The sequence below is a fragment of the Escherichia sp. WS2035 genome, assembly GCF_046487065.1.
Lineage (GTDB): Bacteria > Pseudomonadota > Gammaproteobacteria > Enterobacterales > Enterobacteriaceae > Escherichia > Escherichia coli.
Genome location: NZ_JBJQKD010000025.1, coordinates 1 through 25,137 on the forward strand (window position 1 = coordinate 1; position 25,137 = coordinate 25,137).

The 25,137-nt window shown below is 49.7% G+C and carries 44 protein-coding genes; 6 read left to right on the forward strand and 38 right to left on the reverse strand.

What is annotated here, in order from left to right; translation table 11 throughout:
- Positions 1–436: 436 nt before the first annotated feature.
- Complete coding sequence (locus ACJHX4_RS25200) at positions 437–991, forward strand: gamma carbonic anhydrase family protein (RefSeq protein ID WP_000005712.1); 555 nt, start codon at positions 437–439, stop codon at positions 989–991.
- Here ACJHX4_RS25200 and ACJHX4_RS25205 read toward each other — a convergent pair.
- The 6 genes from ACJHX4_RS25205 to dprA are packed head-to-tail and all read right to left on the reverse strand — an operon-like array spanning position 967 to position 4,761.
- The gene (locus ACJHX4_RS25205) at positions 967–1,224 is read right to left on the reverse strand and encodes a DUF1488 domain-containing protein (protein WP_001070565.1); all 258 of its coding nucleotides are present in this window, start codon (positions 1,222–1,224) and stop codon (positions 967–969) included. The genes ACJHX4_RS25200 and ACJHX4_RS25205 overlap by 25 nt on opposite strands.
- Positions 1,221–2,039, reverse strand: coding sequence for a shikimate dehydrogenase (gene aroE, locus ACJHX4_RS25210; protein WP_000451255.1), 819 nt, complete (start codon positions 2,037–2,039; stop codon positions 1,221–1,223). The genes ACJHX4_RS25205 and aroE overlap by 4 nt, the downstream gene beginning before the upstream one ends.
- Before the next feature lie 4 nt (positions 2,040–2,043).
- Positions 2,044–2,616, reverse strand: coding sequence for an L-threonylcarbamoyladenylate synthase type 1 TsaC (gene tsaC, locus ACJHX4_RS25215; protein ID WP_001296460.1), 573 nt, complete (start codon positions 2,614–2,616; stop codon positions 2,044–2,046).
- A 4-nt stretch (positions 2,617–2,620) separates the two neighbouring features.
- Positions 2,621–3,163, reverse strand: coding sequence for a type I DNA topoisomerase (locus tag ACJHX4_RS25220; RefSeq protein ID WP_001296461.1), 543 nt, complete (start codon positions 3,161–3,163; stop codon positions 2,621–2,623).
- A gap of 28 nt (positions 3,164–3,191) precedes the next feature.
- Complete coding sequence (gene smg / locus ACJHX4_RS25225) at positions 3,192–3,665, reverse strand: DUF494 family protein Smg (protein WP_000460673.1); 474 nt, start codon at positions 3,663–3,665, stop codon at positions 3,192–3,194.
- Positions 3,637–4,761, reverse strand: a complete 1,125-nt coding sequence (dprA, locus tag ACJHX4_RS25230; protein ID WP_000228517.1) for a DNA-protecting protein DprA — start codon at positions 4,759–4,761, stop codon at positions 3,637–3,639. Before dprA ends, smg begins: the two co-directional genes overlap by 29 nt.
- Before the next feature lie 129 nt (positions 4,762–4,890).
- On the opposite strand from dprA, the gene def reads away from it, so the two are divergent.
- The 5 genes from def (at position 4,891) to mscL (ending at position 9,644) form a co-directional block, all read left to right on the forward strand.
- Positions 4,891–5,400 (forward strand): peptide deformylase, encoded by a 510-nt coding sequence (gene def, locus ACJHX4_RS25235; protein WP_000114984.1) that lies wholly within the window; start codon positions 4,891–4,893, stop codon positions 5,398–5,400.
- 14 nt (positions 5,401–5,414) lie between these two features.
- Positions 5,415–6,362 (forward strand): methionyl-tRNA formyltransferase, encoded by a 948-nt coding sequence (gene fmt / locus ACJHX4_RS25240; protein ID WP_000004421.1) that lies wholly within the window; start codon positions 5,415–5,417, stop codon positions 6,360–6,362.
- 51 nt (positions 6,363–6,413) lie between these two features.
- Complete coding sequence (gene rsmB, locus ACJHX4_RS25245; protein WP_000744765.1) at positions 6,414–7,703, forward strand: 16S rRNA (cytosine(967)-C(5))-methyltransferase RsmB; 1,290 nt, start codon at positions 6,414–6,416, stop codon at positions 7,701–7,703.
- A 21-nt stretch (positions 7,704–7,724) separates the two neighbouring features.
- Positions 7,725–9,101, forward strand: coding sequence for a Trk system potassium transporter TrkA (trkA, locus tag ACJHX4_RS25250; protein ID WP_000691382.1), 1,377 nt, complete (start codon positions 7,725–7,727; stop codon positions 9,099–9,101).
- 129 nt (positions 9,102–9,230) lie between these two features.
- The gene (mscL, locus tag ACJHX4_RS25255) at positions 9,231–9,644 is read left to right on the forward strand and encodes a large-conductance mechanosensitive channel protein MscL (protein WP_000022450.1); all 414 of its coding nucleotides are present in this window, start codon (positions 9,231–9,233) and stop codon (positions 9,642–9,644) included.
- Here the strand turns inward: mscL and arfA are convergent.
- The 32 genes from arfA to gspB all read right to left on the reverse strand — a co-directional run bounded on the left by arfA (position 9,641) and on the right by gspB (position 25,137).
- The gene (gene arfA, locus ACJHX4_RS25260; RefSeq protein WP_000092695.1) at positions 9,641–9,859 is read right to left on the reverse strand and encodes an alternative ribosome-rescue factor ArfA; all 219 of its coding nucleotides are present in this window, start codon (positions 9,857–9,859) and stop codon (positions 9,641–9,643) included. The two genes, mscL and arfA, sit on opposite strands and share 4 nt — an antisense overlap.
- A 55-nt stretch (positions 9,860–9,914) precedes the next feature.
- Positions 9,915–10,340, reverse strand: a complete 426-nt coding sequence (gene zntR, locus ACJHX4_RS25265; protein ID WP_000285610.1) for a Zn(2+)-responsive transcriptional regulator — start codon at positions 10,338–10,340, stop codon at positions 9,915–9,917.
- Positions 10,341–10,350: 10 nt separating this feature from the next.
- On the reverse strand, positions 10,351–10,719 hold the full coding sequence (locus ACJHX4_RS25270; protein WP_000266504.1) for a DUF1992 domain-containing protein: 369 nt from the start codon (positions 10,717–10,719) through the stop codon (positions 10,351–10,353).
- Between the two features lie 106 nt (positions 10,720–10,825).
- Complete coding sequence (gene rplQ, locus ACJHX4_RS25275; protein ID WP_001216368.1) at positions 10,826–11,209, reverse strand: 50S ribosomal protein L17; 384 nt, start codon at positions 11,207–11,209, stop codon at positions 10,826–10,828.
- A gap of 40 nt (positions 11,210–11,249) precedes the next feature.
- Positions 11,250–12,239, reverse strand: a complete 990-nt coding sequence (locus ACJHX4_RS25280) for a DNA-directed RNA polymerase subunit alpha (RefSeq protein WP_001162094.1) — start codon at positions 12,237–12,239, stop codon at positions 11,250–11,252.
- A gap of 25 nt (positions 12,240–12,264) precedes the next feature.
- A complete protein-coding gene (rpsD, locus tag ACJHX4_RS25285; protein ID WP_000135224.1) occupies positions 12,265–12,885 on the reverse strand; it encodes a 30S ribosomal protein S4 in 621 nt (206 codons plus the stop codon).
- 33 nt (positions 12,886–12,918) lie between these two features.
- Positions 12,919–13,308: a 30S ribosomal protein S11 gene (gene rpsK, locus ACJHX4_RS25290; RefSeq protein ID WP_001029685.1), complete on the reverse strand. Its 390-nt coding sequence runs from the start codon at positions 13,306–13,308 to the stop codon at positions 12,919–12,921.
- Positions 13,309–13,324: 16 nt separating this feature from the next.
- On the reverse strand, positions 13,325–13,681 hold the full coding sequence (gene rpsM / locus ACJHX4_RS25295; RefSeq protein ID WP_000090775.1) for a 30S ribosomal protein S13: 357 nt from the start codon (positions 13,679–13,681) through the stop codon (positions 13,325–13,327).
- Between the two features lie 146 nt (positions 13,682–13,827).
- Positions 13,828–13,944 (reverse strand): 50S ribosomal protein L36, encoded by a 117-nt coding sequence (gene rpmJ / locus ACJHX4_RS25300; RefSeq protein ID WP_000868187.1) that lies wholly within the window; start codon positions 13,942–13,944, stop codon positions 13,828–13,830.
- A 31-nt stretch (positions 13,945–13,975) separates the two neighbouring features.
- Positions 13,976–15,307, reverse strand: coding sequence for a preprotein translocase subunit SecY (secY, locus tag ACJHX4_RS25305; protein ID WP_001118861.1), 1,332 nt, complete (start codon positions 15,305–15,307; stop codon positions 13,976–13,978).
- Between the two features lie 7 nt (positions 15,308–15,314).
- On the reverse strand, positions 15,315–15,749 hold the full coding sequence (gene rplO / locus ACJHX4_RS25310) for a 50S ribosomal protein L15 (protein WP_001238917.1): 435 nt from the start codon (positions 15,747–15,749) through the stop codon (positions 15,315–15,317).
- Between the two features lie 3 nt (positions 15,750–15,752).
- Complete coding sequence (rpmD, locus tag ACJHX4_RS25315; protein WP_001140433.1) at positions 15,753–15,932, reverse strand: 50S ribosomal protein L30; 180 nt, start codon at positions 15,930–15,932, stop codon at positions 15,753–15,755.
- Positions 15,933–15,935: 3 nt separating this feature from the next.
- Positions 15,936–16,439 carry a 30S ribosomal protein S5 gene (gene rpsE, locus ACJHX4_RS25320; protein WP_000940121.1) on the reverse strand — a complete coding sequence of 168 codons (504 nt, stop codon included), beginning with the start codon at positions 16,437–16,439 and terminating at the stop codon, positions 15,936–15,938.
- Between the two features lie 14 nt (positions 16,440–16,453).
- Complete coding sequence (rplR, locus tag ACJHX4_RS25325; protein ID WP_000358960.1) at positions 16,454–16,807, reverse strand: 50S ribosomal protein L18; 354 nt, start codon at positions 16,805–16,807, stop codon at positions 16,454–16,456.
- Between the two features lie 9 nt (positions 16,808–16,816).
- Complete coding sequence (rplF, locus tag ACJHX4_RS25330) at positions 16,817–17,350, reverse strand: 50S ribosomal protein L6 (protein ID WP_000091945.1); 534 nt, start codon at positions 17,348–17,350, stop codon at positions 16,817–16,819.
- A 12-nt stretch (positions 17,351–17,362) separates the two neighbouring features.
- Positions 17,363–17,755 carry a 30S ribosomal protein S8 gene (rpsH, locus tag ACJHX4_RS25335; RefSeq protein ID WP_000062611.1) on the reverse strand — a complete coding sequence of 131 codons (393 nt, stop codon included), beginning with the start codon at positions 17,753–17,755 and terminating at the stop codon, positions 17,363–17,365.
- Between the two features lie 33 nt (positions 17,756–17,788).
- Complete coding sequence (gene rpsN / locus ACJHX4_RS25340; protein WP_001118930.1) at positions 17,789–18,094, reverse strand: 30S ribosomal protein S14; 306 nt, start codon at positions 18,092–18,094, stop codon at positions 17,789–17,791.
- Positions 18,095–18,108: 14 nt separating this feature from the next.
- Positions 18,109–18,648, reverse strand: a complete 540-nt coding sequence (rplE, locus tag ACJHX4_RS25345) for a 50S ribosomal protein L5 (RefSeq protein ID WP_001096200.1) — start codon at positions 18,646–18,648, stop codon at positions 18,109–18,111.
- Positions 18,649–18,662: 14 nt separating this feature from the next.
- On the reverse strand, positions 18,663–18,977 hold the full coding sequence (gene rplX, locus ACJHX4_RS25350) for a 50S ribosomal protein L24 (protein ID WP_000729186.1): 315 nt from the start codon (positions 18,975–18,977) through the stop codon (positions 18,663–18,665).
- A 10-nt stretch (positions 18,978–18,987) separates the two neighbouring features.
- Positions 18,988–19,359, reverse strand: a complete 372-nt coding sequence (rplN, locus tag ACJHX4_RS25355; RefSeq protein WP_000613955.1) for a 50S ribosomal protein L14 — start codon at positions 19,357–19,359, stop codon at positions 18,988–18,990.
- A gap of 164 nt (positions 19,360–19,523) precedes the next feature.
- Positions 19,524–19,778 (reverse strand): 30S ribosomal protein S17, encoded by a 255-nt coding sequence (rpsQ, locus tag ACJHX4_RS25360; protein WP_000130100.1) that lies wholly within the window; start codon positions 19,776–19,778, stop codon positions 19,524–19,526.
- Positions 19,778–19,969, reverse strand: a complete 192-nt coding sequence (rpmC, locus tag ACJHX4_RS25365) for a 50S ribosomal protein L29 (RefSeq protein WP_000644741.1) — start codon at positions 19,967–19,969, stop codon at positions 19,778–19,780. Before rpmC ends, rpsQ begins: the two co-directional genes overlap by 1 nt.
- Positions 19,969–20,379 carry a 50S ribosomal protein L16 gene (gene rplP / locus ACJHX4_RS25370; protein ID WP_000941212.1) on the reverse strand — a complete coding sequence of 137 codons (411 nt, stop codon included), beginning with the start codon at positions 20,377–20,379 and terminating at the stop codon, positions 19,969–19,971. Before rplP ends, rpmC begins: the two co-directional genes overlap by 1 nt.
- A gap of 12 nt (positions 20,380–20,391) precedes the next feature.
- Positions 20,392–21,093, reverse strand: a complete 702-nt coding sequence (rpsC, locus tag ACJHX4_RS25375) for a 30S ribosomal protein S3 (protein WP_000529945.1) — start codon at positions 21,091–21,093, stop codon at positions 20,392–20,394.
- 17 nt (positions 21,094–21,110) lie between these two features.
- Positions 21,111–21,443: a 50S ribosomal protein L22 gene (gene rplV / locus ACJHX4_RS25380; RefSeq protein WP_000447529.1), complete on the reverse strand. Its 333-nt coding sequence runs from the start codon at positions 21,441–21,443 to the stop codon at positions 21,111–21,113.
- Positions 21,444–21,457: 14 nt separating this feature from the next.
- Entirely contained in the window at positions 21,458–21,736 is a 279-nt protein-coding gene (gene rpsS / locus ACJHX4_RS25385) for a 30S ribosomal protein S19 (RefSeq protein WP_001138117.1), read from the reverse strand.
- Between the two features lie 16 nt (positions 21,737–21,752).
- Positions 21,753–22,574 (reverse strand): 50S ribosomal protein L2, encoded by an 822-nt coding sequence (gene rplB / locus ACJHX4_RS25390; RefSeq protein ID WP_000301864.1) that lies wholly within the window; start codon positions 22,572–22,574, stop codon positions 21,753–21,755.
- Positions 22,575–22,591: 17 nt separating this feature from the next.
- Positions 22,592–22,894 (reverse strand): 50S ribosomal protein L23, encoded by a 303-nt coding sequence (rplW, locus tag ACJHX4_RS25395; protein WP_000617544.1) that lies wholly within the window; start codon positions 22,892–22,894, stop codon positions 22,592–22,594.
- A complete protein-coding gene (gene rplD, locus ACJHX4_RS25400; RefSeq protein WP_000424395.1) occupies positions 22,891–23,496 on the reverse strand; it encodes a 50S ribosomal protein L4 in 606 nt (201 codons plus the stop codon). The genes rplW and rplD overlap by 4 nt, the downstream gene beginning before the upstream one ends.
- A gap of 10 nt (positions 23,497–23,506) precedes the next feature.
- Positions 23,507–24,136 (reverse strand): 50S ribosomal protein L3, encoded by a 630-nt coding sequence (gene rplC / locus ACJHX4_RS25405; RefSeq protein WP_000579833.1) that lies wholly within the window; start codon positions 24,134–24,136, stop codon positions 23,507–23,509.
- 32 nt (positions 24,137–24,168) lie between these two features.
- Entirely contained in the window at positions 24,169–24,480 is a 312-nt protein-coding gene (rpsJ, locus tag ACJHX4_RS25410) for a 30S ribosomal protein S10 (RefSeq protein ID WP_001181004.1), read from the reverse strand.
- 237 nt (positions 24,481–24,717) lie between these two features.
- A complete protein-coding gene (gene gspB / locus ACJHX4_RS25415; protein WP_000461439.1) occupies positions 24,718–25,137 on the reverse strand; it encodes a putative general secretion pathway protein GspB in 420 nt (139 codons plus the stop codon).

Genomic DNA, 25,137 nt, shown 5'->3' on the forward strand with positions numbered 1-25,137 from the left:
GAATTACGTGTTCACTCTTGAGACTTGGTATTCATTTTTCGTCTTGCGACGTCAAGAATCCGTATCTTCGAGTGCCCACACAGATTGTCTGATAAATTGTTAAAGAGCAGTTGCGACGCGGTTTTCAGCTCACTGTCGCGAGGTGGCGTATATTACGCTTTCCTCTTTCAGAGTCAACCCTGAATTTCAGGATTTTTCTCTTTGTTGTTACGACTATCTTGTGAAGTGTTTCACGTTGTCGTCTCAACGGAGGCGCATTATAGGGATCCCAATTTTTTGCACAAGTACTTTTTTGATCTTTTTTTCTGTTTGTTGTTTTTTCACCCTTTTTGCTGCATTCGCACACAAAACGGTGCTTTTTTGCATACTAAAAGACTTGCACAAGGCCAATAATGTACCCAAAGTCATTAGTAAATCATTTATTGTTGAGGTGAGTATGTCTGAGGTTTTACGCCCATACCGCGATCTTTTTCCACAAATCGGTCAGCGCGTAATGATCGACGATAGCAGCGTCGTGATTGGTGACGTTCGTCTGGCTGATGATGTGGGGATCTGGCCGCTCGTTGTGATTCGTGGAGATGTACATTATGTACAGATCGGAGCACGCACCAATATCCAGGATGGCAGTATGTTGCACGTCACTCATAAATCCTCGTACAACCCAGCTGGCAACCCATTAACCATTGGCGAAGATGTCACTATTGGTCACAAGGTGATGCTCCACGGCTGCACCATTGGCAATCGAGTTTTGGTTGGGATGGGCTCAATTTTACTTGATGGCGCAATAGTAGAAGATGATGTGATGATTGGTGCAGGTAGCCTGGTCCCACAAAATAAACGGCTGGAGAGCGGATATCTGTATCTCGGTAGCCCCGTCAAACAGATCCGCCCGTTAAGTGATGAAGAGAAGGCTGGGTTACGCTATTCCGCAAATAACTACGTGAAATGGAAGGACGAATATATGGATCAGGGTAACCACACCCAACCTTGATCATCTTCACTTTGTTCCTGAATTAAGTTTTCCGCTTCTTCTTCCAGGTCCCAGCGATGCTGACGAAAACTCTCTAACCACTGTTCTGGTGTATCTCCAGTAAAGCGATACGCCAGACTCTCGCCAGAGATCGCACATGTCAGTTGCATACCATTCACGAGAGCGGGAAAACATACACATTTTTTATTCTCGTCCCACTCTTCCCTATCCGGAAACTGGATGGCCTGATTCACGCTGACAACTCCTGTTGCAATAGTTTGATGACCGGTTCTACATCAGGCAGAACGCCATGCCAAAGAAGGAAGGCATGAGCCGCTTGTGCCACCAGCATTCCTAAACCATCAGCAGTACGCTTTGAGCCTCGCTGCTCACACCATGCCAGAAAAGGAGTTTTTCCTTTCTGATAGAACATGTCATAGCAATAAATGCCTGGATGAATGAGCGATGACGGGATCGCCGGAATATCACCACTGATGCCACTGGATGTTGCATTAATAATGAGATCAAACTCATGACCTTCCAGTTCGTGCATACCCAACGCGTGAATACTGCCAGTGTGCGCAAACAATTTAGCCAACTCTTCCGCGCGGGATACCGTCCGATTAGTGATTGTCACCGCACAGTCCAGGGAAAGGAGTGGCAGTAGTACGCCGCGAGATGCTCCACCAGCGCCGATGAGCAAAATACGTAAACCAGGACGGATAAAAGACAGACGTTCCAGATCGCTTAACAAACCTATACCATCGGTATTGTCACCCAGCAAGCGTCCATCTTCTAACCGCTTGAGGGTATTAACAGCACCAGCCAACGCTGCCCGTTCAGTAAGCTCATCCGCTCTGGCAAAAGCCTCTTCTTTAAAAGGCACCGTCACATTCGCACCTTTACCACCAGCACTAAAGAAAGTGTTCAGTGTGTTGATGAAATCATTGATGGGTGTCAACACACGCCCATAGGGATGTTCAATATTCAGTTGCTGAGCAAATTGCTGATGAATGAATGGCGATTTGCTGTGGGCTATCGGATTACCAAAAACAGCATAGGTTTCCATTATGTTACCCCTGTCGAAACAGTTCACCCGTCAGGGCATCGCGGATTTCTGAAGGATTTAAACGCCCCCCCGTTTCACCAGGCACAACCGGGAACGCAGCGCCAAATTGTGCGCGAACTTCGTCTACTGTTCGACAAGGTGGCAATCCACTCAAGTTGGCACTGGTAGAAACCAGCGGTTTACCATAAGCCTGGCACAAAGCAACCACCAACGGATGGTCGGTGACTCGTACAGCAAGCGAATCAAAGCGGCCCGTCAACCAGCGCGGTGTTGTCGCAGGCGCGGGAAAGACAAAGGTTACAGGACCTGGCCAGCGGGAAAAAATGGTTTCACGCTGCGCGTCAGTCAGCATGGTGTCATCAATATAGGGTTTAAGCTGCTCGTAATTTGCCGCGATTAAAATCAGCCCCTTATCAACCGGACGCCGTTTTAACTCCAACAGTCTCATCACTGCTGTTTCGCTATCAGGATCGCACCCGACACCGAAAACGGCTTCCGTTGGATAGGCGATGACACGTTCTTCATTGAGGACATCTATCGCAGCTGCGATAGCGTCTCCTTGCAGGTTATTATTCACGTTATTATTCCGCCGAAATCGGCTTTCCACATTGTTTACTGGCACAAAAGTGTTTTACACCCTGCGCGGTTTTCTTTTCGATGAGTAGCGGATAATGGCACTCAGGGCATTCTCCAGCTATGGGTTTGAAGTTAATGGCAAATTGACACTCCGGGTAGCGATCACAGGAGTGAAATGTTTTGCCATAACGGGAGCGGCGCTGAACCAGATGGCCCGTCCGGCATTGGGGGCATGTAATTGCTGTTTCGTCCGGTTTATCGATAAGTTCGGTATGTTCGCATTCAGGGTAGTTACTGCAACCAATAAACATACCAAAGCGTCCCTGGCGTAATACCAGATTTGCGCCACATGCAGGGCAAACCTGCCCCTCCAGAACTTTGACAATATGTCCATCCGCTGAAGATTTCAGAGGACGGACGTAGCCACATGCCGGATACTGTGAGCATCCAAGAAACGGACCGTGTTTCCCGGATCGAATAACTAGTTCAGCCCCGCACTTTGGGCAGGACTCATTATTACGCACCGTGAACAGTGCTGATTTCGCCATAACAACTTATGCTGAATTAAAGAAATGATTAATGCAGCATACCTTCATTCACTTCAAAGAGTAATTCTTCCATTTGCTGGTACGCATTTTCGCAACCCGGAATATTGAACAACACCATCAGGATTACCCATTTCAGGTCTTCCAGGTCGAACTCTGCGGTATCCAGCGCGAGCACTCGCTCTATCACCATTTCACGGGTTTCAAGGCTAAGCACCTGAATTTGCTCAAGGAAAAGCAAAAAACCACGACAGCTGGCATCCAGTCTTTCACACTCTTCAGGGGTATAAATACGCATGGAGAGTGGATCAGAGGCCAGTTGCATCGGTTCTGCCAGTCCTTCCTGATAATCCGCAAGCTTTTCCAGCCAAAGCAGGGCATTGTAGATATCTTCTCGATCAAATCCTGCGTCGGTAAGATCCTGTTCAAGTTTGTCTTGATCCACACGCAACTCAGCTTCTGTGTGAATATAGGTTTCAAACAAATACATTAGTACGTCGAACATGGCATGCCCTCCTCAATCGGACATAGCCGCCGGGTACAGCTGCGATCCATCCTGCTAACTCCAGTTCGAGTAGTTGAGTAACTACCTCTGGCACAGGTTGGCCGGCACGTTCAGCGACGACGTCAACAGGTGTTACCTCATCTCCTACGTTAGCCAGGAGCTCAGGAAATGGCAATGCCACGTCTTCCTGATCTGGTGAATAAAATGAATTTTCAGGGGCGTCTGGCAACCAGTGCAATCCAAATTGCAAGTTTTCCAGAATTTCTTCCGGTTCCGTCACAAGAATCGCACCTTGTTTTATTAACCAGTGAGGCCCTTCGCTTCCCGGATTCCCTATTGGACCTGGCAAAGCAAAAACTTCACGCCCCTGCTCAAGCGCACAACGTGCTGTCACCAGCGAACCACTGCGCAAAGCCGCTTCCACCACCAGTACACCCTTACTTAGACCACTGATAATGCGATTTCTTCGTGGGAAATTGTAAGCAAGGGGTGGAACATCGAGGGGAAATTCCGAGACGAGAGCACCACCTTGCTCAAGTAGACTGGCAGCCAGTGGAGCATGGCGGCGGGGATGAATGGTATTAAGTCCATTCCCCAATACAGCAATGCTAACGCCATTTACCTGTAAGGCCGCTTTATGCGCCACACCATCGATTCCACGCGCCAGTCCACTCGTAATTGTCACTCCACGCGTCGCCAGAGTTTCGCAAAATAATCGTCCCCATCGCTCGCCATACCATGAATGCGCCCGACTCCCCACTACGGCAAGCTGAAATGAATGCAACGCGTGCAGTTCTCCTTCAACAAACAGTGCGCCGGGGTAATCTGTCGTCGCCAGAAGTTGAGGAGGATAAAATTCGCTGTCCGCAGGGATTAAATGATGGTTGGGTTGCTCCAACCAACAAAGTGAGCTTTCGATACTCTTTCGCGGAAATGAAAGAAAGCGTTGTGCCTGCCGCAATGTAAGCCCTGTTTGCTGCAATACAACCGCATCAATATGCGACTGTTTTGCCAGCCAGTGAGCTATACGGACCATATCATCGCCATACAAGCTGCTGATGCTCATTAAACGCAGCCAAATTTCTGTATCGACCATCCTTATCTCCCTGCCATAAGCAGCCTTAGCAATCTTTGCGATTGGTCAGTGATGCTGTCAATCAGAGGGGGATTTGTCTAGAATAGAAGAAATAATCTTTCTAACTCCTGAACACATCTCTGGAGATTTATGTCAGTTTTGCAAGTGTTACATATTCCGGACGAGCGGCTTCGCAAAGTTGCTAAACCGGTAGAAGAAGTGAATGCAGAAATTCAGCGTATCGTCGATGATATGTTCGAGACGATGTACGCAGAAGAAGGTATTGGCCTGGCGGCAACCCAGGTTGATATCCATCAACGTATCATTGTAATTGATGTTTCGGAAAACCGTGACGAACGGCTGGTGTTAATCAATCCGGAGCTTTTAGAAAAAAGCGGCGAAACAGGCATTGAAGAAGGTTGCCTGTCGATCCCTGAACAACGTGCTTTAGTGCCACGCGCAGAGAAAGTTAAAATTCGCGCCCTGGACCGCGACGGTAAACCATTTGAACTGGAAGCAGACGGTCTGTTAGCCATCTGTATTCAGCATGAGATGGATCACCTGGTCGGCAAACTGTTTATGGATTATCTGTCACCGCTGAAACAACAACGTATTCGTCAGAAAGTTGAAAAACTGGATCGTCTGAAAGCCCGGGCTTAAGGATAAGAATTAACGTGTCAGAATCACTACGTATTATTTTTGCGGGTACACCTGACTTTGCAGCGCGTCATCTCGACGCGCTGTTGTCTTCTGGTCATAACATCGTTGGCGTGTTCACCCAGCCAGACCGACCGGCAGGACGCGGTAAAAAACTGATGCCCAGCCCGGTTAAAGTTCTGGCTGAGGACAAAGGTCTGCCCGTTTTTCAACCTGTTTCCCTGCGTCCACAAGAAAACCAGCAACTGGTCGCCGATCTGCAGGCTGATGTTATGGTCGTCGTCGCCTATGGTTTAATTCTGCCTAAAGCTGTGCTGGAGATGCCGCGTCTTGGCTGTATCAACGTTCATGGTTCACTGCTGCCACGCTGGCGCGGTGCAGCACCAATCCAACGCTCACTATGGGCGGGTGATGCAGAAACTGGTGTGACCATTATGCAAATGGATGTTGGTTTAGACACCGGTGACATGCTCTATAAGCTCTCCTGCCCGATTACTGCAGAAGATACCAGTGGTACGCTGTACGACAAGCTGGCAGAGCTTGGCCCACAAGGGCTTATCACCACGTTGAAACAACTGGCAGACGGCACGGCGAAACCAGAAGTTCAGGACGAAACTCTTGTCACTTACGCCGAAAAGTTGAGTAAAGAAGAAGCGCGTATTGACTGGTCACTTTCGGCAGCACAGCTTGAACGTTGCATTCGCGCTTTCAATCCATGGCCAATGAGCTGGCTGGAAATTGAAGGGCAGCCGGTTAAAGTCTGGAAAGCATCTGTCATCGATACGACAACAAAGGCTGCGCCAGGAACAATCCTTGAAGCCAATAAACAAGGCATTCAGGTAGCGACAGGTGATGGCATCCTGAATCTGCTCTCAATGCAACCTGCAGGTAAGAAAGCGATGAGCGTGCAAGACCTCCTGAATTCTCGTCGGGAATGGTTTGTACCGGGCAACCGTCTGGCCTGATAGTCCACTCTTCTAAGCCCGGTCTTACCGGGCATCTTTATATTTATACTTATGAAAAAACAACGTAATTTACGTAGCATGGCGGCCCAGGCCATTGAACAAGTCGTTGAGCAAGGGCAATCACTGAGCAACATTCTGCCACCGCTCCAGCAAAAAGTTTCCGATAAAGATAAAGCTCTTCTCCAGGAGTTATGCTTTGGCGTACTGCGTACGCTCTCACAGTTAGACTGGCTGATTAATAAGCTAATGGCCCGTCCGATGACAGGCAAACAGCGTACTGTTCATTACCTGATTATGGTTGGTTTGTATCAACTGCTTTATACCCGCATTCCACCTCATGCCGCGCTGGCTGAAACGGTTGAAGGCGCAGTTGCAATTAAGCGCCCGCAACTTAAGGGATTGATTAACGGTGTATTACGTCAGTTCCAGCGTCAGCAAGATGAGTTATTAGCCGAGTTTAATGCCAGTGATGCACGTTATCTGCATCCTTCCTGGTTGCTGAAGCGTCTGCAAAAGGCGTATCCCGAGCAGTGGCAATCCATCGTCGAAGCCAATAACCAGCGTCCGCCAATGTGGCTGCGCGTTAATCGTACGCATCATTCCCGCGACAGCTGGCTTGCATTGCTGGATGAAGCAGGAATGAAAGGTTTCCCGCATGCGGATTACCCTGATGCTGTACAGCTGGAAACACCTGCACCTGTTCATGCGCTACCCGGTTTTGAAGAAGGATGGGTTACCGTTCAGGATGCTTCAGCACAAGGTTGCATGACCTGGCTTGCTCCACAAAATGGTGAACACATTCTGGATCTTTGCGCCGCCCCAGGCGGTAAAACAACGCATATTCTTGAGGTTGCTCCAGAGGCGCAAGTTCTGGCGGTCGATATTGATGAGCAGCGCCTCTCTCGCGTTTACGACAATTTAAAACGCCTTGGTATGAAGGCGACCGTGAAACAAGGTGATGGCCGCAACCCTTCCCAATGGTGTGGCGAGCAACAGTTTGATCGCATTTTATTAGATGCGCCTTGTTCAGCAACGGGGGTGATTCGTCGCCATCCGGATATTAAATGGTTACGTCGTGATCGCGATATCCCGGAACTCGCGCAATTGCAGTCTGAAATACTCGATGCCATTTGGCCACATTTAAAATCCGGTGGAACCCTGGTCTATGCCACCTGTTCGGTGTTACCGGAAGAAAATAGCCTGCAGATTAAAGCCTTTTTGCAACGTACCGCTGATGCCGAACTTTGTGAAACAGGAACACCAGAGCAACCGGGTAAACAAAATTTGCCCGGTGCCGAAGAGGGCGACGGCTTCTTTTACGCTAAGCTAATCAAAAAGTGATGAGATAACGGGTCGCGACTGATGAAAATTATCATTCTGGGTGCCGGCCAGGTTGGCGGCACACTGGCGGAAAACCTGGTTGGCGAGAACAACGATATTACTGTTGTCGATACCAACGGTGAGCGTCTGCGGACCTTACAGGATAAATTTGACCTGCGGGTCGTGCAGGGGCATGGCTCTCATCCACGCGTATTGCGGGAGGCAGGTGCCGACGACGCCGATATGCTGGTTGCTGTAACCAGTTCAGATGAAACCAATATGGTTGCCTGCCAGGTAGCCTACTCACTTTTCAACACCCCTAATCGCATCGCTCGTATCCGCTCACCAGACTACGTGCGCGATGCCGATAAACTATTTCATTCAGATGCTGTACCGATTGATCATCTGATCGCACCAGAGCAGTTGGTTATCGATAATATTTACCGACTGATTGAGTATCCCGGCGCATTGCAGGTGGTGAACTTCGCTGAGGGTAAAGTCAGCCTGGCTGTGGTTAAAGCCTATTATGGCGGCCCGCTGATTGGTAATGCACTTTCGACCATGCGCGAACATATGCCACATATCGATACTCGTGTGGCAGCAATTTTCCGCCACGATCGCCCCATTCGTCCGCAAGGTTCGACCATTGTTGAAGCTGGTGATGAAGTGTTCTTTATTGCCGCTTCACAGCATATCCGTGCGGTGATGAGTGAATTACAGCGACTGGAAAAACCGTATAAGCGGATCATGCTGGTTGGTGGCGGTAATATCGGTGCAGGGCTGGCGCGTCGTCTGGAAAAAGATTACAGCGTTAAACTCATCGAACGTAATCAGCAGCGCGCTGCCGAACTGGCGGAAAAGTTGCAGAATACGATCGTCTTTTTTGGTGATGCGTCGGATCAAGAACTGCTGGCCGAAGAACATATCGATCAAGTTGATCTGTTTATTGCCGTCACCAACGATGACGAGGCCAATATCATGTCCGCCATGCTTGCCAAACGTATGGGTGCGAAAAAGGTGATGGTATTGATCCAACGTCGCGCTTATGTGGATCTGGTTCAGGGGAGCGTGATCGATATTGCGATTTCACCACAACAAGCAACTATTTCTGCGTTGCTTAGCCATGTGCGAAAAGCAGATATTGTTGGTGTTTCCTCATTACGCCGCGGCGTAGCAGAAGCTATTGAAGCCGTTGCTCACGGTGATGAAAGCACCTCACGCGTTGTCGGCAGAGTCATTGACGAAATCAAGCTACCGCCAGGAACGATTATTGGAGCGGTGGTACGTGGAAACGATGTGATGATTGCCAATGACAATCTGCGCATTGAGCAAGGCGATCACGTAATTATGTTCCTCACAGATAAAAAGTTTATTACCGACGTCGAAAGACTCTTCCAGCCAAGTCCTTTCTTCTTGTAATTAATAAGGCGTCTAATGACGCCTTATTATTTCCCTTTGATTATTAAGGATTAATTAAATCCATTCCTGGCAGGAAAATGGCTTAACATTTGTTAGACTTATGGTTGTCGGCTTCATAGGGAGAATAACATGAGCATTATTAAAGAATTTCGCGAATTTGCGATGCGCGGGAACGTGGTGGATTTGGCAGTGGGTGTCATTATCGGAGCGGCATTCGGGAAGATTGTATCTTCACTGGTTGCCGATATCATCATGCCACCTCTGGGCTTATTAATTGGCGGGATCGACTTTAAACAGTTTGCTGTCACGCTACGCGAGGCCCAAGGGGATATCCCTGCTGTTGTGATGCATTACGGTGTCTTCATTCAAAACGTCTTTGATTTTCTGATAGTGGCCTTTGCCATCTTTATGGCGATTAAGCTAATCAACAAACTGAATCGGAAAAAAGAAGAACCAGCAGCAGCAACACCTGCACCAACTAAAGAAGAAGTATTACTGACAGAAATTCGTGATTTGCTGAAAGAGCAGAATAACCGCTCTTAACAAGCGTCTGAAAGCAGAAGGCCAGTGGTAAAAAAGTGATTTACTTTCTTGCCACTGGCCTCCCAGTTCCCCCGATTGCCATGTTTTCCTTTTCGCATGTAACTGCCTTTCCCTTTCTTATTTTTCTCTACTCGCTGTCGGAATAAGGGATCATGTAGTAATGCTTCTATCGCATTATCCTTTATCTGCCCTTTAGTATGCTGATATCGGCTCATAAAAACTCCAATTGGTTATTTAACGGCGCGAGTGTAATCCTGCCAGTGCAAAAAATCAACAGCCACTCTTAACGCCACTCGCCCCTTGTTCAAGAGCTTCAAGAATCGAGCAATAAACACTGCTATGGGCGGTCCCACAACAGGTATCATTAAGGCGTTGCAAGGAACGCTGCATACTCTGCAACTCGGCTATACGAGCTTCGACTTCCTGCAATCTTTCCTGCACAATGCCTTTTGACTCCTGACAGGTATGGTGTTCAGGATCGATACGGATCGACAGCAACTCGCGGATCGACTCCAGACTGAAACCTAGTTGTCTGGCATGGCGGATAAATTTCAATCGCTGGAGATCGCTTTCGGTATACAGGCGAAACCCACCTTCGGTGCGTACTTCATGCTCCATCATCTGCTGCTTTTCGTAATAACGAATCGTGTCGGGTGTTACTTCCGCCATTTTTGCCAGCTCACCAATGCGATACATACATACTCCACTAGTTATCGTTGATTTTGTTCAACAACTTGTCAGCATAATCGCCGCGTAAAAAATCGGTACTCAATCCAGCTTGTCGCAGCTTCAATTCCAGTAATGACAATCGACGACTAACCTCTTGATATTGCGGATCATCATGACGGATACCTTTGAGAATATCCAGAAGCTGTATTGCTTCCCTCCTATGCTCAAGTTCTGGCGGTAAGCAACCAGCATTCTTCAGCAAGCGATACCCCGCACGTAATTCCGGTGGCACATGAGAATCATCATCCAGTATCAATGGTTCGCCGCTACCTACCAGGTTATCAAACTCACCTTTCGCTTGCGCTTCTGCTATATGACGCTCTGCCCACTGGTCAAGTAACCACATAAATACTCCAGGGGATGAACAAAAAGAGTACAGCTATTGTAGATAAGTGGGGATGCTACGGGTATAAAAAAACCCGCCGGGGCGGGTTTTTTTACGTTGCTTCAGATTACTCTGCAGCAGCTTCTGCTTTCTCTGAACGATCAACCAGCTCGATGTAAGCCATCGGCGCATTGTCGCCTGCACGGAAGCCACACTTCAGAATACGAGTGTAACCACCGGCACGGCTCGCGAAACGCGGGCCCAGTTCGTTAAACAGTTTTGCCACGATCTCGTTATCACGAGTACGGGCGAATGCCAGACGACGATTAGCAACGCTATCAGTCTTGGCAAGAGTAATCAGCGGCTCAACTACGCGGCGCAGCTCTTTCGCTTTAGGCAGAGTCGTCTTGATGATTTCATGACGAACCAGTGAACCTGCCATATTGCGGAACATAGCCTGGCGATGGCTGCTGTTGCGGTTCAGTTGACGACCACTCTTACGATGGCGCATGACCTTATCCTTCTCAGTAAAACCTTAACCTGTGATCCGGTTACTCGTCAGCGATGCTTGCCGGTGGCCAGTTTTCCAGGCGCATGCCCAGAGACAGTCCACGGGAAGCCAGCACGTCTTTAATCTCAGTAAGAGATTTTTTACCAAGGTTAGGCGTTTTAAGGAGCTCAACCTCGGTACGCTGTACCAGATCACCGATATAGTGGATAGCTTCTGCTTTAAGGCAGTTAGCAGAGCGGACAGTCAATTCCAGATCGTCAACAGGGCGCAGCAGGATCGGATCGAACTCTGGTTTCTCTTCTTTCACTTCAGGCTGACGTACATCACGTAAGTCAACGAAAGCTTCCAGTTGTTCAGCCAGAATGGTTGCCGCACGACGAATCGCCTCTTCAGGATCGATTGTGCCGTTGGTTTCCATTTCGATGACCAGCTTGTCCAGGTCGGTACGCTGTTCTACACGCGCTGCTTCAACATTGTAGGCAATACGCTCCACAGGGCTGTAGCATGCGTCGACCAGCAGACGGCCGATTGGGCGCTCATCTTCTTCCGAATGAATTCGGGTAGAAGCCGGCACATAACCACGACCGCGCTGAACTTTGATACGCATGCTAATAGACGCGTTCTCATCGGTCAGGTGGCAGATCACGTGCTGCGGCTTGACGATTTCGACATCACCGTCGTGGGTGATATCGGCTGCAGTCACAGGGCCAATGCCAGATTTATTCAAGGTAAGAATAACTTCATCTTTGCCCTGAACTCTCACCGCCAGCCCTTTCAGGTTGAGCAGGATTTCCAGGATATCTTCCTGAACGCCTTCTTTGGTGCTGTACTCATGTAGTACACCATCAATCTCAACCTCGGTCACCGCGCAACCCGGCATCGATGAGAGCAGAATACGGCGCAGTGCGTTACCCAGAGTATGGCCAAAGCCACGCTCTAAAGGCTCAAGGGTCACCTTGGCGTGCGTCGAACTCACTTGCTCGATATCAACCAGGCGCGGTTTTAGAAACTCTGTCACAGAACCCTGCATTGTGTCCTCTCTTTGGTACTAAGCTTTACTTGGAGTAAAGCTCGACGATCAGGTGTTCGTTAATGTCCGCAGACAGATCAGAACGCTCCGGCTTACGCTTAAACGTACCTTCCATCTTGCCAGCATCAACTTCCAGCCAGGTTGGCTTTTCACGCTGCTCAGCCAGCTCCAGAGCGGCTTTCACGCGAGACTGCTTCTTCGCTTTCTCACGAATGCTTACAACGTCATTCGGACTAACCTGATAAGAAGCGATGTTAACAACACGACCGTTTACCATAATTGCTTTATGGCTAACCAGCTGACGTGCTTCTGCACGAGTGGCACCGAAGCCCATACGGTATACAACGTTGTCCAGACGACCTTCCAGCAGAGCCAACAGGTTTTCACCGGTGTTGCCTTTCAGACGTGCTGCTTCTTTGTAGTAGTTACGGAACTGACGCTCCAGCACACCATAGATACGGCGAACTTTTTGCTTTTCACGCAACTGCACACCATAGTCAGACAGACGCGGTTTACGCGCACCGTGCTGGCCAGGAGCTTGTTCAATTTTACACTTGGTATCGATCGCGCGAACGCCAGACTTAAGGAATAAGTCGGTGCCCTCACGACGGCTCAGCTTGAGCTTAGGACCCAAATATCTTGCCATTTTCTTTCTCCAACAAACCTGGAAAACGAGGCGTTATACGCGACGTTTTTTCGGCGGACGACAACCGTTATGAGGGATCGGAGTCACATCAGTAATGTTAGTGATGCGGAAACCTGCGGCGTTCAGAGCACGAATAGTAGATTCGCGGCCTGGACCCGGACCTTTAACCATAACTTCCAGATTCTTGATGCCGTATTCTTTCACGACGTCAGCGCAACGCTCTGCTGCAACCTGTGCTGCAAACGGAGTGGATTTGCGAGAACCACGGAAACCGGAACCACCGGCTGTTGCCCAACCCAACGCGTTACCCTGACGATCAGTGATAGTCACGATGGTGTTGTTGAAAGAAGCATGGATATGAGCCACGCCGTCAGAGACTTGTTTTCTTACACGTTTACGTGCACGAATTGGTGCCTTTGCCATTATTCAATCACCCCGATTATTTCTTGATCGGTTTGCGCGGACCCTTACGGGTACGTGCGTTGGTCTTGGTACGCTGACCGCGAACCGGGAGACCACGACGATGACGCAAACCGCGATAGCAACCAAGATCCATCAGGCGCTTGATGCTCATGCTGATTTCACGGCGCAGATCACCTTCAACGACAAATTTGGCAACTTCGTCACGCAGCGTGTCGATTTGTCCTTCAGACAGCTCACTGATCTTAACATCTTCAGCGATACCCGCTGCAGCCAGGATGGCTTTAGAACGGGTCTTGCCGACGCCATAAATCGAAGTTAATGCGATTACGGCATGCTTATGATCAGGAATGTTAATGCCTGCTATACGGGCCACTATGCACTCCTACTATTTAATATGTACGTTCCATGCTGAAAAGCCCGTTTTCAGGATACTCAAATGGAAACGCACAGACATACAAAAGATTGGCTGGCTAATCTAGCCAGCTCAACCCAACTTTGCAAGAAAAATATGCGAAAAAATCAGCCTTGGCGCTGTTTATGCTTCGGCTCGGCACTGCAAATCACACGGATGACACCATCACGCTTAACGATTTTGCAGTTACGGCATAATTTCTTGACGGAAGCACGAACTTTCATTTTTACTCTCCGTAACTTCTCGGGCGACCAATTATCGGCCGTAGCCTTTCAGGTTCGCCTTCTTCAATGCAGACTCATACTGACTGGACATCATCAGAGTTTGCACTTGAGCCATAAAGTCCATAATCACGACAACAACGATAAGCAGTGAGGTCCCACCGAAGTAGAACGGTACTTTCATTGCATCACGCATGAACTCCGGGATCAGGCAGATAAAGGTAATGTACAGCGCACCAACCAAGGTCAGGCGGGTCATTACTTTATCGATATACTTCGCCGTTTGCTCTCCCGGACGAATTCCTGGTACAAATGCACCGGACTTCTTCAGGTTATCTGCTGTTTCACGCGGGTTGAAAACCAACGCCGTGTAGAAGAAACAGAAGAAGATGATTGCAGACGCATAGAGTAACACATAAAGCGGTTGCCCAGGCTGCAAATACAGCGAAATTGTTGTCAGCCAGTTCCAACCAGTACCGCCCCCGAACCATGACGCGATGGTCGCCGGGAACAGAATAATACTGGAAGCGAAGATTGCCGGGATTACCCCCGCCATATTCACTTTCAGCGGTAAATGTGTGCTCTGTGCAGCATAGACACGACGACCTTGCTGACGTTTCGCGTAGTTTACCACAATGCGGCGTTGACCACGCTCAACAAATACAACAAAGAACGTCACTGCAAATACTAATACTGCAACCAACAGCAACACGAGGAAGTGCAGGTCGCCTTGACGCGCTTGCTCGATAGTATGGGCAATGGCTGGCGGGAGTCCCGCGACAATACCGGCGAAGATAATGATTGAAATACCGTTGCCGATACCTCGTTCAGTGATCTGTTCGCCCAACCACATCAGGAACATGGTTCCTGTGACCAGACTTACAACAGCGGTGAAGTAGAATGCAAAGCCCGGGTTAATCACCAGGCCTTGCATACCAGGCATATTCGGCAGACCAGTAGCAATACCGATCGACTGGAATATTGCCAGCACCAGAGTACCGTAGCGGGTGTACTGGCTGATCTTACGACGACCAGACTCCCCTTCTTTCTTAATTTCTGCCAACGTTGGATGAACCACCGTCAGTAGCTGGATAATGATCGACGCCGAAATATACGGCATGATCCCCAGAGCAAAGATAGAAGCACGGCTGAGAGCACCACCAGAGAACATGTTAAACATCTCAATGATGGTGCCTCGCTGTTGCTCAAGCAGTTTGGCAAGTACAGCGGCATCAATACCAGGGATCGGAATAAAAGAGCCAATACGGAACACAATCAGCGCACCGATAACAAACAGCAGTCTGCGTTTCAGCTCGCCTAAGCCACCTTTGGCACTTTGAAAATCTAATCCCGGTTGTTTAGCCATCTGCTACTTATTCCTCGATTTTACCGCCAGCAGCTTCGATAGCAGCACGAGCGCCTTTAGTAACACGCAGGCCACGAACAGTTACCGGAGTCGTTACTTCGCCAGCCAGGATCACTTTCGCGAACTCGATCTGGATACCGATAATGTTAGCCGCTTTCAGCGTGTTCAGGTCTACAACACCGCCTTCTACTTTAGCCAGGTCAGACAGACGAACTTCGGCTGTAATCGCTGCTTTACGAGAAGTGAAGCCGAATTTCGGCAGACGACGGTACAGAGGCATCTGACCACCCTCGAAACCGCGACGTACGCCACCGCCAGAACGAGATTTCTGACCTTTGTGACCACGACCACCGGTTTTACCGAGGCCAGAACCGATACCACGACCCAGGCGTTTACCCGCCTTTTTGGAGCCTTCGGCCGGAGACAGAGTATTTAAACGCATCTCTTACTCCTCAACTTTAACCATGAAGGAAACCGCGTTGATCATACCGCGAATAGCAGGAGTATCCTCGCGCTCTACGGTGTGACCAATACGACGCAGACCCAGGCCAAGCAGCGTTGCCTTGTGTTTCGGCAGACGACCGATTGCACTGCGGGTTTGAGTAATTTTAATAGTCTTTGCCATGGTTTATTTCCCCAGAATTTCTTCAACGGATTTACCACGCTTGGCAGCGACCATTTCTGGAGAATTCATATTTTCCAGGCCATCGATAGTTGCACGAACCACGTTAATCGGGTTGGTGGAACCATACGCTTTAGCCAGAACGTTATGAACCCCAGCGACTTCCAGAACGGCGCGCATTGCACCACCGGCGATGATACCGGTACCCTCGGAAGCCGGCTGCATGAATACGCGAGAACCCGTGTGAACACCTTTAACAGGGTGTTGCAGAGTGCCGTTATTCAGCGCGACGTTAATCATATTGCGACGGGCTTTTTCCATCGCTTTCTGGATCGCTGCTGGAACTTCACGCGCTTTACCGTAACCAAAACCAACGCGACCGTTACCATCGCCAACTACAGTCAGAGCTGTGAAGGAGAAAATACGACCACCTTTAACGGTTTTAGATACGCGGTTTACCGCGATCAGCTTTTCCTGCAGTTCGCCAGCTTGTTTTTCGATGTGAGCCATCTTACACCTCTACCTTAGAACTGAAGGCCAGCTTCACGGGCAGCATCTGCCAGTGCCTGGACACGACCATGATATTGGAACCCGGAACGGTCAAAGGATACATCTTTGATGCCTTTTTCCAGAGCGCGTTCAGCGACAGCTTTACCCACAGCTGCAGCCGCGTCTTTGTTACCGGTGTACTTCAGTTGTTCAGCGATAGCTTTTTCTACAGTAGAAGCAGCTACCAGAACTTCAGAACCGTTCGGTGCAATTACCTGTGCGTAAATGTGACGCGGGGTACGATGTACCACCAGGCGAGTTGCGCCCAGCTCCTGGAGCTTGCGGCGTGCGCGGGTCGCACGACGGATACGAGCAGATTTCTTATCCATAGTGTTACCTTACTTCTTCTTAGCCTCTTTGGTACGCACGACTTCGTCGGCGTAACGAACACCCTTGCCTTTGTAAGGCTCAGGACGACGGTAGGCGCGCAGATCCGCTGCAACCTGGCCGATCACCTGCTTATCAGCGCCTTTCAGCACGATTTCAGTCTGAGTCGGACATTCAGCAGTGATACCCGCAGGCAGCTGATGGTCAACAGGATGAGAGAAACCCAGAGACAGGTTAATCACATTGCCTTTAACCGCTGCACGGTAACCTACACCAACCAGCTGCAGCTTCTTAGTGAAGCCTTCGGTAACACCGATAACCATTGAGTTCAGCAGGGCACGCGCGGTACCAGCCTGTGCCCAACCGTCTGCGTAACCATCACGCGGACCGAAGGTCAGGGTATTATCTGCATGTTTAACTTCAACAGCATCGTTGAGAGTACGAGTCAGCTCGCCGTTTTTACCTTTGATCGTAATAACCTGACCGTTGATTTTTACGTCAACGCCGGCAGGAACAACGACCGGTGCTTTAGCAACACGAGACATTTTTTCCTCCGATTAGGCTACGTAGCAGATAATTTCGCCACCAAGACCAGCCTGGCGCGCTGCACGATCAGTCATAACACCTTTAGAGGTAGAAACAACTGCGATACCCAGACCCGCCATAACTTTCGGCAGCTCATCTTTACGTTTATAGATGCGCAGACCTGGGCGGCTGACACGCTGAATGCTTTCTACAACAGCTTTGCCCTGGAAATACTTCAGAGTAAGTTCCAGTTCAGGCTTGGTGTCGCCTTCAACTTTAAAATCTTCAATAAAACCTTCTTCCTTCAGCACGTTGGCGATTGCCACTTTCAGCTTGGAGGAAGGCATGGTGACCGCAGCTTTGTTCGCGGCCTGACCGTTACGGATACGGGTCAGCATATCCGCGATCGGATCTTGCATGCTCATCTGTCTTTACTCCCGTGATTCAATTGGTGACAATTACCAGCTAGCCTTTTTCAGACCCGGGATTTCACCGCGCATAGCGGCTTCACGGACCTTAATACGGCTCAACCCGAACTTCCGCAGGAAACCATGCGGACGACCTGTTTGACGGCAGCGGTTACGCTGACGAGACGGGCTGGAATCACGCGGCAGAGTCTGCAGCTTGAGAACAGCGTTCCAACGATCTTCGTCGGAAGCGTTCACATCAGAGATGATCGCTTTCAGTTCAGCGCGTTTCGCGAAGTATTTATCAGCTAAAGCTACGCGTTTTACTTCGCGTGCTTTCATTGATTGCTTAGCCATTTAGTAACCCTACCTTACTTGCGGAACGGGAAGTCAAAGGCAGCCAGCAGAGCGCGGCCTTCTTCGTCAGATTTCGCAGTAGTGGTAATGGTAATATCCAAACCACGAACGCGGTCGACTTTATCGTAGTCGATTTCTGGGAAGATGATCTGCTCACGGACACCCATGCTGTAGTTACCACGACCGTCGAAAGACTTAGCGGACAGGCCACGGAAGTCACGGATACGAGGTACAGCAATAGTGATCAGGCGCTCAAAGAACTCCCACATGCGTTCGCCACGCAGAGTTACTTTACAGCCGATCGGATAGCCCTGACGGATTTTGAAGCCTGCAACAGATTTGCGTGCTTTGGTGATCAGCGGTTTTTGACCGGAGATTGCTGCCAGGTCTGCTGCTGCGTTATCCAGCAGTTTTTTGTCAGCGATCGCTTCACCAACACCCATGTTCAGGGTGATCTTCTCGACCCGAGGGACTTGCATGACAGAATTGTAGTTAAACTCAGTCATGAGTTTTTTAACTACTTCGTCTTTGTAGTAATCATGCAGTTTCGCCATCGTACTACTCCAAATTACTTGATAGTTTCGCTGTTAGACTTGAAGAAACGGACTTTTTTACCGTCTTCGAATCTAAAGCCTACACGGTCAGCCTTGCCGGTTGTCGCATTGAAGATTGCTACGTTGGAAACCTGAATAGCGGCTTCTTTTTCAACGATGCCACCCGGTTGGTTCAGGGCCGGAACCGGCTTCTGATGTTTCTTAACCAGATTGATACCTTCAACAATGACCTTGCCGGAAGACAGGACATTCTTAACTTTACCGCGTTTACCTTTATCTTTACCGGTTAACACGATAACTTCGTCATCACGACGGATTTTCGCTGCCATGATTCGCTCCTTAGAGTACTTCTGGTGCCAGAGAGATAATTTTCATGAACTTCTCACTACGAAGCTCACGAGTTACCGGCCCAAAAATACGCGTACCGATAGGCTGCTCGCTGTTGTTGTTCAGAAGAACACAAGCATTACCATCGAAGCGAATGACAGAACCGTCCGGGCGACGAACACCCTTCTTGGTGCGCACCACTACCGCCTTCAGCACATCACCTTTTTTGACCTTACCACGCGGAATTGCTTCTTTGATGGTGATCTTGATGATATCGCCTACGCCTGCGTAGCGACGGTGCGAGCCACCCAGAACCTTGATACACATTACGCGACGTGCACCGGAGTTGTCGGCGACGTTCAGCATAGTCTGTTCTTGGATCATTTTAGTGCTCCGCTAATGTCAACTACTACTGAGACCCGAAAATCAGGTCGTTAAAAATCCCCATATCGAGGGCGCGGCATTATAACACCGCTTCAAGGATATGGGTAGAAAAAATAAACGGCTCATTTCTGAGCCGTTTATTCGTATCGAGAGAGTGTACTGTATTACAGAACCGCTTTCTCTACAACGCGAACCAGCGTCCAGGATTTAGTCTTGGACAGCGGACGGCATTCGCGGATTTCAACCACGTCACCGATACCGCATTCGTTGTTCTCGTCATGTACGTGCAGTTTGGTCGTACGCTTGATGAATTTACCGTAGATCGGGTGTTTCACAAAACGTTCGATAGCAACAACAATGGATTTCTCCATTTTGTCGCTAACAACGCGACCTTGCAGAGTACGGATTTTATCGGTCATTACGCACCCGCCTTCTCGTTCAGTAAAGTCTTAACGCGTGCGACATCGCGACGCACTTGCTTCAACAGGTGAGACTGTTGCAGCTGGCCACTTGCAGCCTGCATACGCAGGTTGAACTGCTCACGCAGCAGGTTCAGCAGCTCGGTGTTCAGCTCTTCAACGCTCTTCTCACGCAGCTCTTTTGCTTTCATTACATCACCGTCTTAGTTACAAAGGTGGTTTTAATCGGCAGTTTCGCTGCTGCCAGCTTGAATGCTTCACGGGCCAGCTCTTCCGGAACACCGTCCATTTCATACAGGACTTTACCCGGCTGAATCAAGGCAACCCAATACTCCACGTTACCTTTACCTTTACCCATACGCACTGCCAGCGGCTTTTCAGTGATCGGTTTGTCCGGGAACACACGGATCCAGATCTTACCTTGACGCTTAACTGCACGGGTCATAGCACGACGTGCTGCTTCGATCTGACGTGCAGTCAGACGACCACGGCCAACAGCTTTCAGACCGAAGCTGCCGAAGCTAACATCCGTACCCTGCGCCAGACCGCGGTTACGGCCTTTGTGCATTTTACGGAATTTTGTACGCTTTGGTTGTAACATCAGCGACGCTCCTTATTTACGGCCTTTACGCTGCTGCTTTTTAGGCTGAGCAGCCGGTTTTTCCGGTTGTTCAACAGCAGCCATACCACCCAGGATCTCGCCTTTGAAGATCCACACTTTAACGCCGATTACACCGTAAGTGGTGTGCGCTTCAGAGGTGTTGTAGTCGATGTCAGCACGCAGAGTGTGCAGCGGTACGCGACCTTCGCGGTACCATTCGGTACGTGCGATTTCCGCGCCGCCCAGACGGCCGCTAACTTCAACTTTAATACCTTTAGCGCCCAGACGCATTGCGTTCTGTACAGCACGCTTCATAGCACGACGGAACATAACGCGACGTTCCAGCTGAGAAGTGATGCTGTCAGCAACCAGTTTTGCGTCCAGTTCAGGCTTACGAACTTCGGCGATGTTGATCTGTGCAGGAACGCCAGCGATGTCCGCTACGACCTTACGCAGTTTTTCTACGTCTTCACCTTTTTTACCGATAACGATACCCGGGCGAGCAGTGTGAATGGTTACACGGATGCTCTTAGCCGGACGCTCGATAACGATACGAGATACGGACGCTTTAGCCAGTTCCTTAGTCAGGTACTGACGTACTTTAAAATCGCTGTCCAGGTTGTCAGCGAATTCTTTGGTGTTCGCAAACCAGGTAGAGTTCCATGGTTTTACAATACCCAGGCGAATACCATTAGGATGTACTTTCTGACCCATTGCTAGTCTCCAGAGTCTCAGCGATCGGACACAACCACAGTGATGTGGCTGGTGCGCTTCAGGATGCGATCTGCACGACCTTTTGCACGCGGCATAATGCGCTTCATGCTCGGGCCTTCGTCTACGAAAATTTTCGTAACTTTCAGATCGTCAATGTCAGCGCCATCGTTGTGTTCAGCGTTAGCAATGGCAGATTCCAGAACTTTCTTGACCAGTACAGCTGCTTTCTTGTTGGTGTAGGTCAAAATATCCAGAGCCTGCGACACTTTCTTACCGCGAATCAGGTCAGCAACAAGGCGAACCTTCTGAGCAGAAGAACGAGCATGGCGATGTTTAGCGATAGTTTCCATCTCTTCCTCCTACCTTATTTCTTCTTCGCTTTTTTATCAGCAGCGTGGCCGCGATAAGTACGAGTCGGTGCGAATTCACCCAGTTTGTGACCGACCATTTCGTCGGTTACAAATACCGGAACGTGCTGACGACCATTATGGACAGCGATGGTCAAACCGATCATGTTAGGAAAGATCGTTGAACGACGGGACCAAGTGCGCAGGGGCTTCTTGTCTCCGCTTTCCACCGCTTTCTCTACCTTCTTCAGCAAGTGCAGGTCAATAAAAGGACCTTTCTTGAGAGAACGTGGCATGGCTTATCCTCTAAAATTATTTGCTACGGCGACGTACGATGAATTTATCAGTACGCTTGTTGCTGCGGGTCTTCTTACCTTTGGTCTGAACGCCCCACGGAGTTACCGGGTGCTTACCAAAGTTACGACCTTCACCACCACCATGTGGGTGGTCTACCGGGTTCATCGCGGTACCGCGAACGGTCGGACGAACACCACGCCAGCGTGCAGCACCTGCTTTACCCAGAACGCGCAGCATATGCTCAGCATTGCCAACTTCGCCCAGAGTTGCACGGCAGTCTGCTTCTACTTTACGCATTTCACCAGAACGCAGACGCAGGGTGACATAAGCACCATCACGAGCAACGATCTGAACGTAAGTACCAGCGGAACGTGCCAGCTGACCGCCTTTACCTGGTTTCATTTCTACGTTATGAACAGTAGAACCAACCGGGATGTTGCGCATCGGCAGGGTGTTACCTGGTTTGATTGCAGCATCAACGCCAGACTGAATCTGGTCGCCAGCTTTCAGGCCTTTAGGGGCCAGGATGTAACGGCGTTCACCGTCTTTGTACAGAACCAGCGCGATGTTCGCGGAACGGTTCGGATCGTACTCAAGACGTTCAACAACTGCCGGGATACCGTCTTTGTTGCGTTTGAAGTCAACAATACGGTAAGCCTGCTTGTGGCCACCACCGATATGACGAGTGGTGATACGGCCATTGTTGTTACGACCACCGGATTTGCTGTTTTTTTCCAGCAACGGAGCAAAAGGTTTGCCCTTGTGCAGCTCAGGGTTAACCACTTTAACTACGTGGCGACGACCCGGAGATGTCGGTTTACATTTAACAACTGCCATTGTATTACTCCTCCGACTTACTCAGCGCCGCCAACGAAGTCCAGATTCTGGCCTTCTTTCAGGGTGACGTAAGCTTTTTTCCAGTCGCTACGACGACCGATACGCTGTCCGTGACGTTTAACTTTCCCTTTAACTACCAGGGTGTTAACGACTTCGACTTCGACTTCAAACAGTTTCTGCACAGCAGCTTTGATTTCTGCTTTGGTCGCGTCTTTAGCAACTTTGAGTACGATGGTGTTGGATTTTTCCATCGCAGTAGACGCTTTTTCAGAAACGTGCGGTGCACGCAGCACCTTCAGCAGACGTTCTTCACGAATCATGCCAGCATCTCCTCAACTTGCTTAACAGCATCAGCAGTCATTACGACTTTGTCGAAGGCGATCAGGCTAACCGGGTCGATACCAGTTGCATCGCGTACGTCAACCTTGTGCAGGTTGCGCGCAGCCAGGAACAGGTTCTCGTCCAGCTCACCGGTGATGATCAGCACATCTTCCAGAGCCATGTCTTTCAGTTTCTGTGCCAGCAGCTTAGTTTTCGGCGCTTCTACAGAGAACTTCTCGACAACGATCAGACGATCCTGACGTACCAGTTCGGACAGGATGCTTTTCAGCGCGCCGCGGTACATCTTCTTGTTAACTTTTTGACTGTGGTCCTGCGGACGAGCAGCAAAGGTCACGCCACCAGAACGCCAGATCGGGCTCTTGATAGAACCAGAACGCGCACGGCCGGTGCCTTTCTGGCGCCACGGTTTTTTACCGGAACCAGTTACTTCAGCACGAGTCTTCTGAGCACGAGTACCCTGACGAGCACCAGCTGCATAAGCAACAACAACCTGGTGAACCAGCGCTTCGTTGAAATCACGACCGAAGGTAGTTTCGGAAACAGTCAGCGCGCTCTGCGCGTCTTTCAATACTAATTCCATTGCTATCTCCTTACGCCTTCACAGCTGGTTTAACGATCAGGTCGCTACCGGTTGCACCCGGGACAGCGCCTTTAACCAGCAGCAGGTTGCGCTCAGCGTCAACGCGTACTACGTCAAGGCTCTGAACGGTTACACGTTCGTTACCCATCTGACCTGCCATTTTCTTGCCTTTGAACACTTTGCCCGGAGTCTGGTTCTGACCGATAGAACCCGGAACGCGGTGAGACAAGGAGTTACCGTGAGTAGCGTCCTGGGTACGGAAGTTCCAGCGCTTAACGGTACCTGCGAAACCTTTACCTTTAGAGGTGCCAGTTACGTCAACTTTTTTAACGTCAGCAAACAGTTCAACGCTAATGCTCTGACCTACAGTGAACTCTTCGCCTTCAGCCAGGCGGAATTCCCACAGACCACGGCCAGCTTCTACGCCAGCTTTAGCGAAGTGGCCAGCTTCAGGCTTGGTCACACGGTTAGCTTTTTTAGCACCGGTGGTCACCTGAATAGCACGGTAGCCATCGTTAGCCAGGTCTTTAACCTGAGTAACGCGGTTTGCTTCAACTTCGATTACGGTTACTGGGATAGAAACGCCGTCTTCTGTGAAGATACGGGTCATACCCACTTTTTTACCGACTAAACCAATCATTGTTTCAACCTCTCAATCGCTCAATGACCTGATTAACCCAGGCTGATCTGCACGTCTACACCGGCAGCCAGATCCAGACGCATCAGAGCATCAACGGTTTTCTCGGTTGGCTCAACGATGTCAACCAGACGCAAGTGAGTACGGATTTCGTACTGATCGCGCGCGTCTTTGTTGACGTGCGGGGAGATCAGAACAGTGAAGCGCTCTTTGCGTGTCGGCAGCGGGATCGGACCACGGACCTGCGCACCAGTGCGCTTAGCAGTCTCGACGATTTCCGCGGTTGCTTGATCGATCAGACGATGATCAAACGCTTTCAGGCGGATACGGATTCTTTGGTTCTGCATGAGACCAGAGCTCCAATTATTTTATAAACGAAAATGATTACTCCTCAGACCCATTACGATTGATGGGAGAGTGTAACCGTTCTTACGTAGCTCCCCGATTGGGAGCATTGTTAGGTAGCCAAATTCGGCTAACTGAGGTTCAGATTGAACCTGCTGTCAACTACGACAAGCCCGCGCATTATACATACTTAACCACCGAACGCAAGCGTATTGCTAGTAAAGTAAACAGCCTTTGGGTTATCTCTCAAGTTCGTTCAGCGCATTTTTGACACGCTCTCTTAAACCGGCTTTCTCGTCGCTTTCTTCTACAGTATTGTCTTCGTCTTCAGAAGAAGAGGGGGCATTCTCAACCGCGACTCCTGGGTCATCTTCCTCCTCGACGGATTCGACGACGGGGAGTGGCTGTTTTTTGAAAAAATAGTGTTGTGTTGATTGTTTAAAAGCGGGCGTTTCAGCATCTACAGTGACTTCTGCTTTTACTATCCAAAGTGCCCATAGCTGCCGGGCATACCCACCAACCAACACCATTCCTGCAAACCACAGGCAAATCAGCAATAAACAAATGACATATATTATGGTGCTGTGTTTTTGTCGGGAGAAGATACCAGGGTGACCTGTTTCTTTCTGCTCACGCGCGGCGATATAGAATTCAAACAT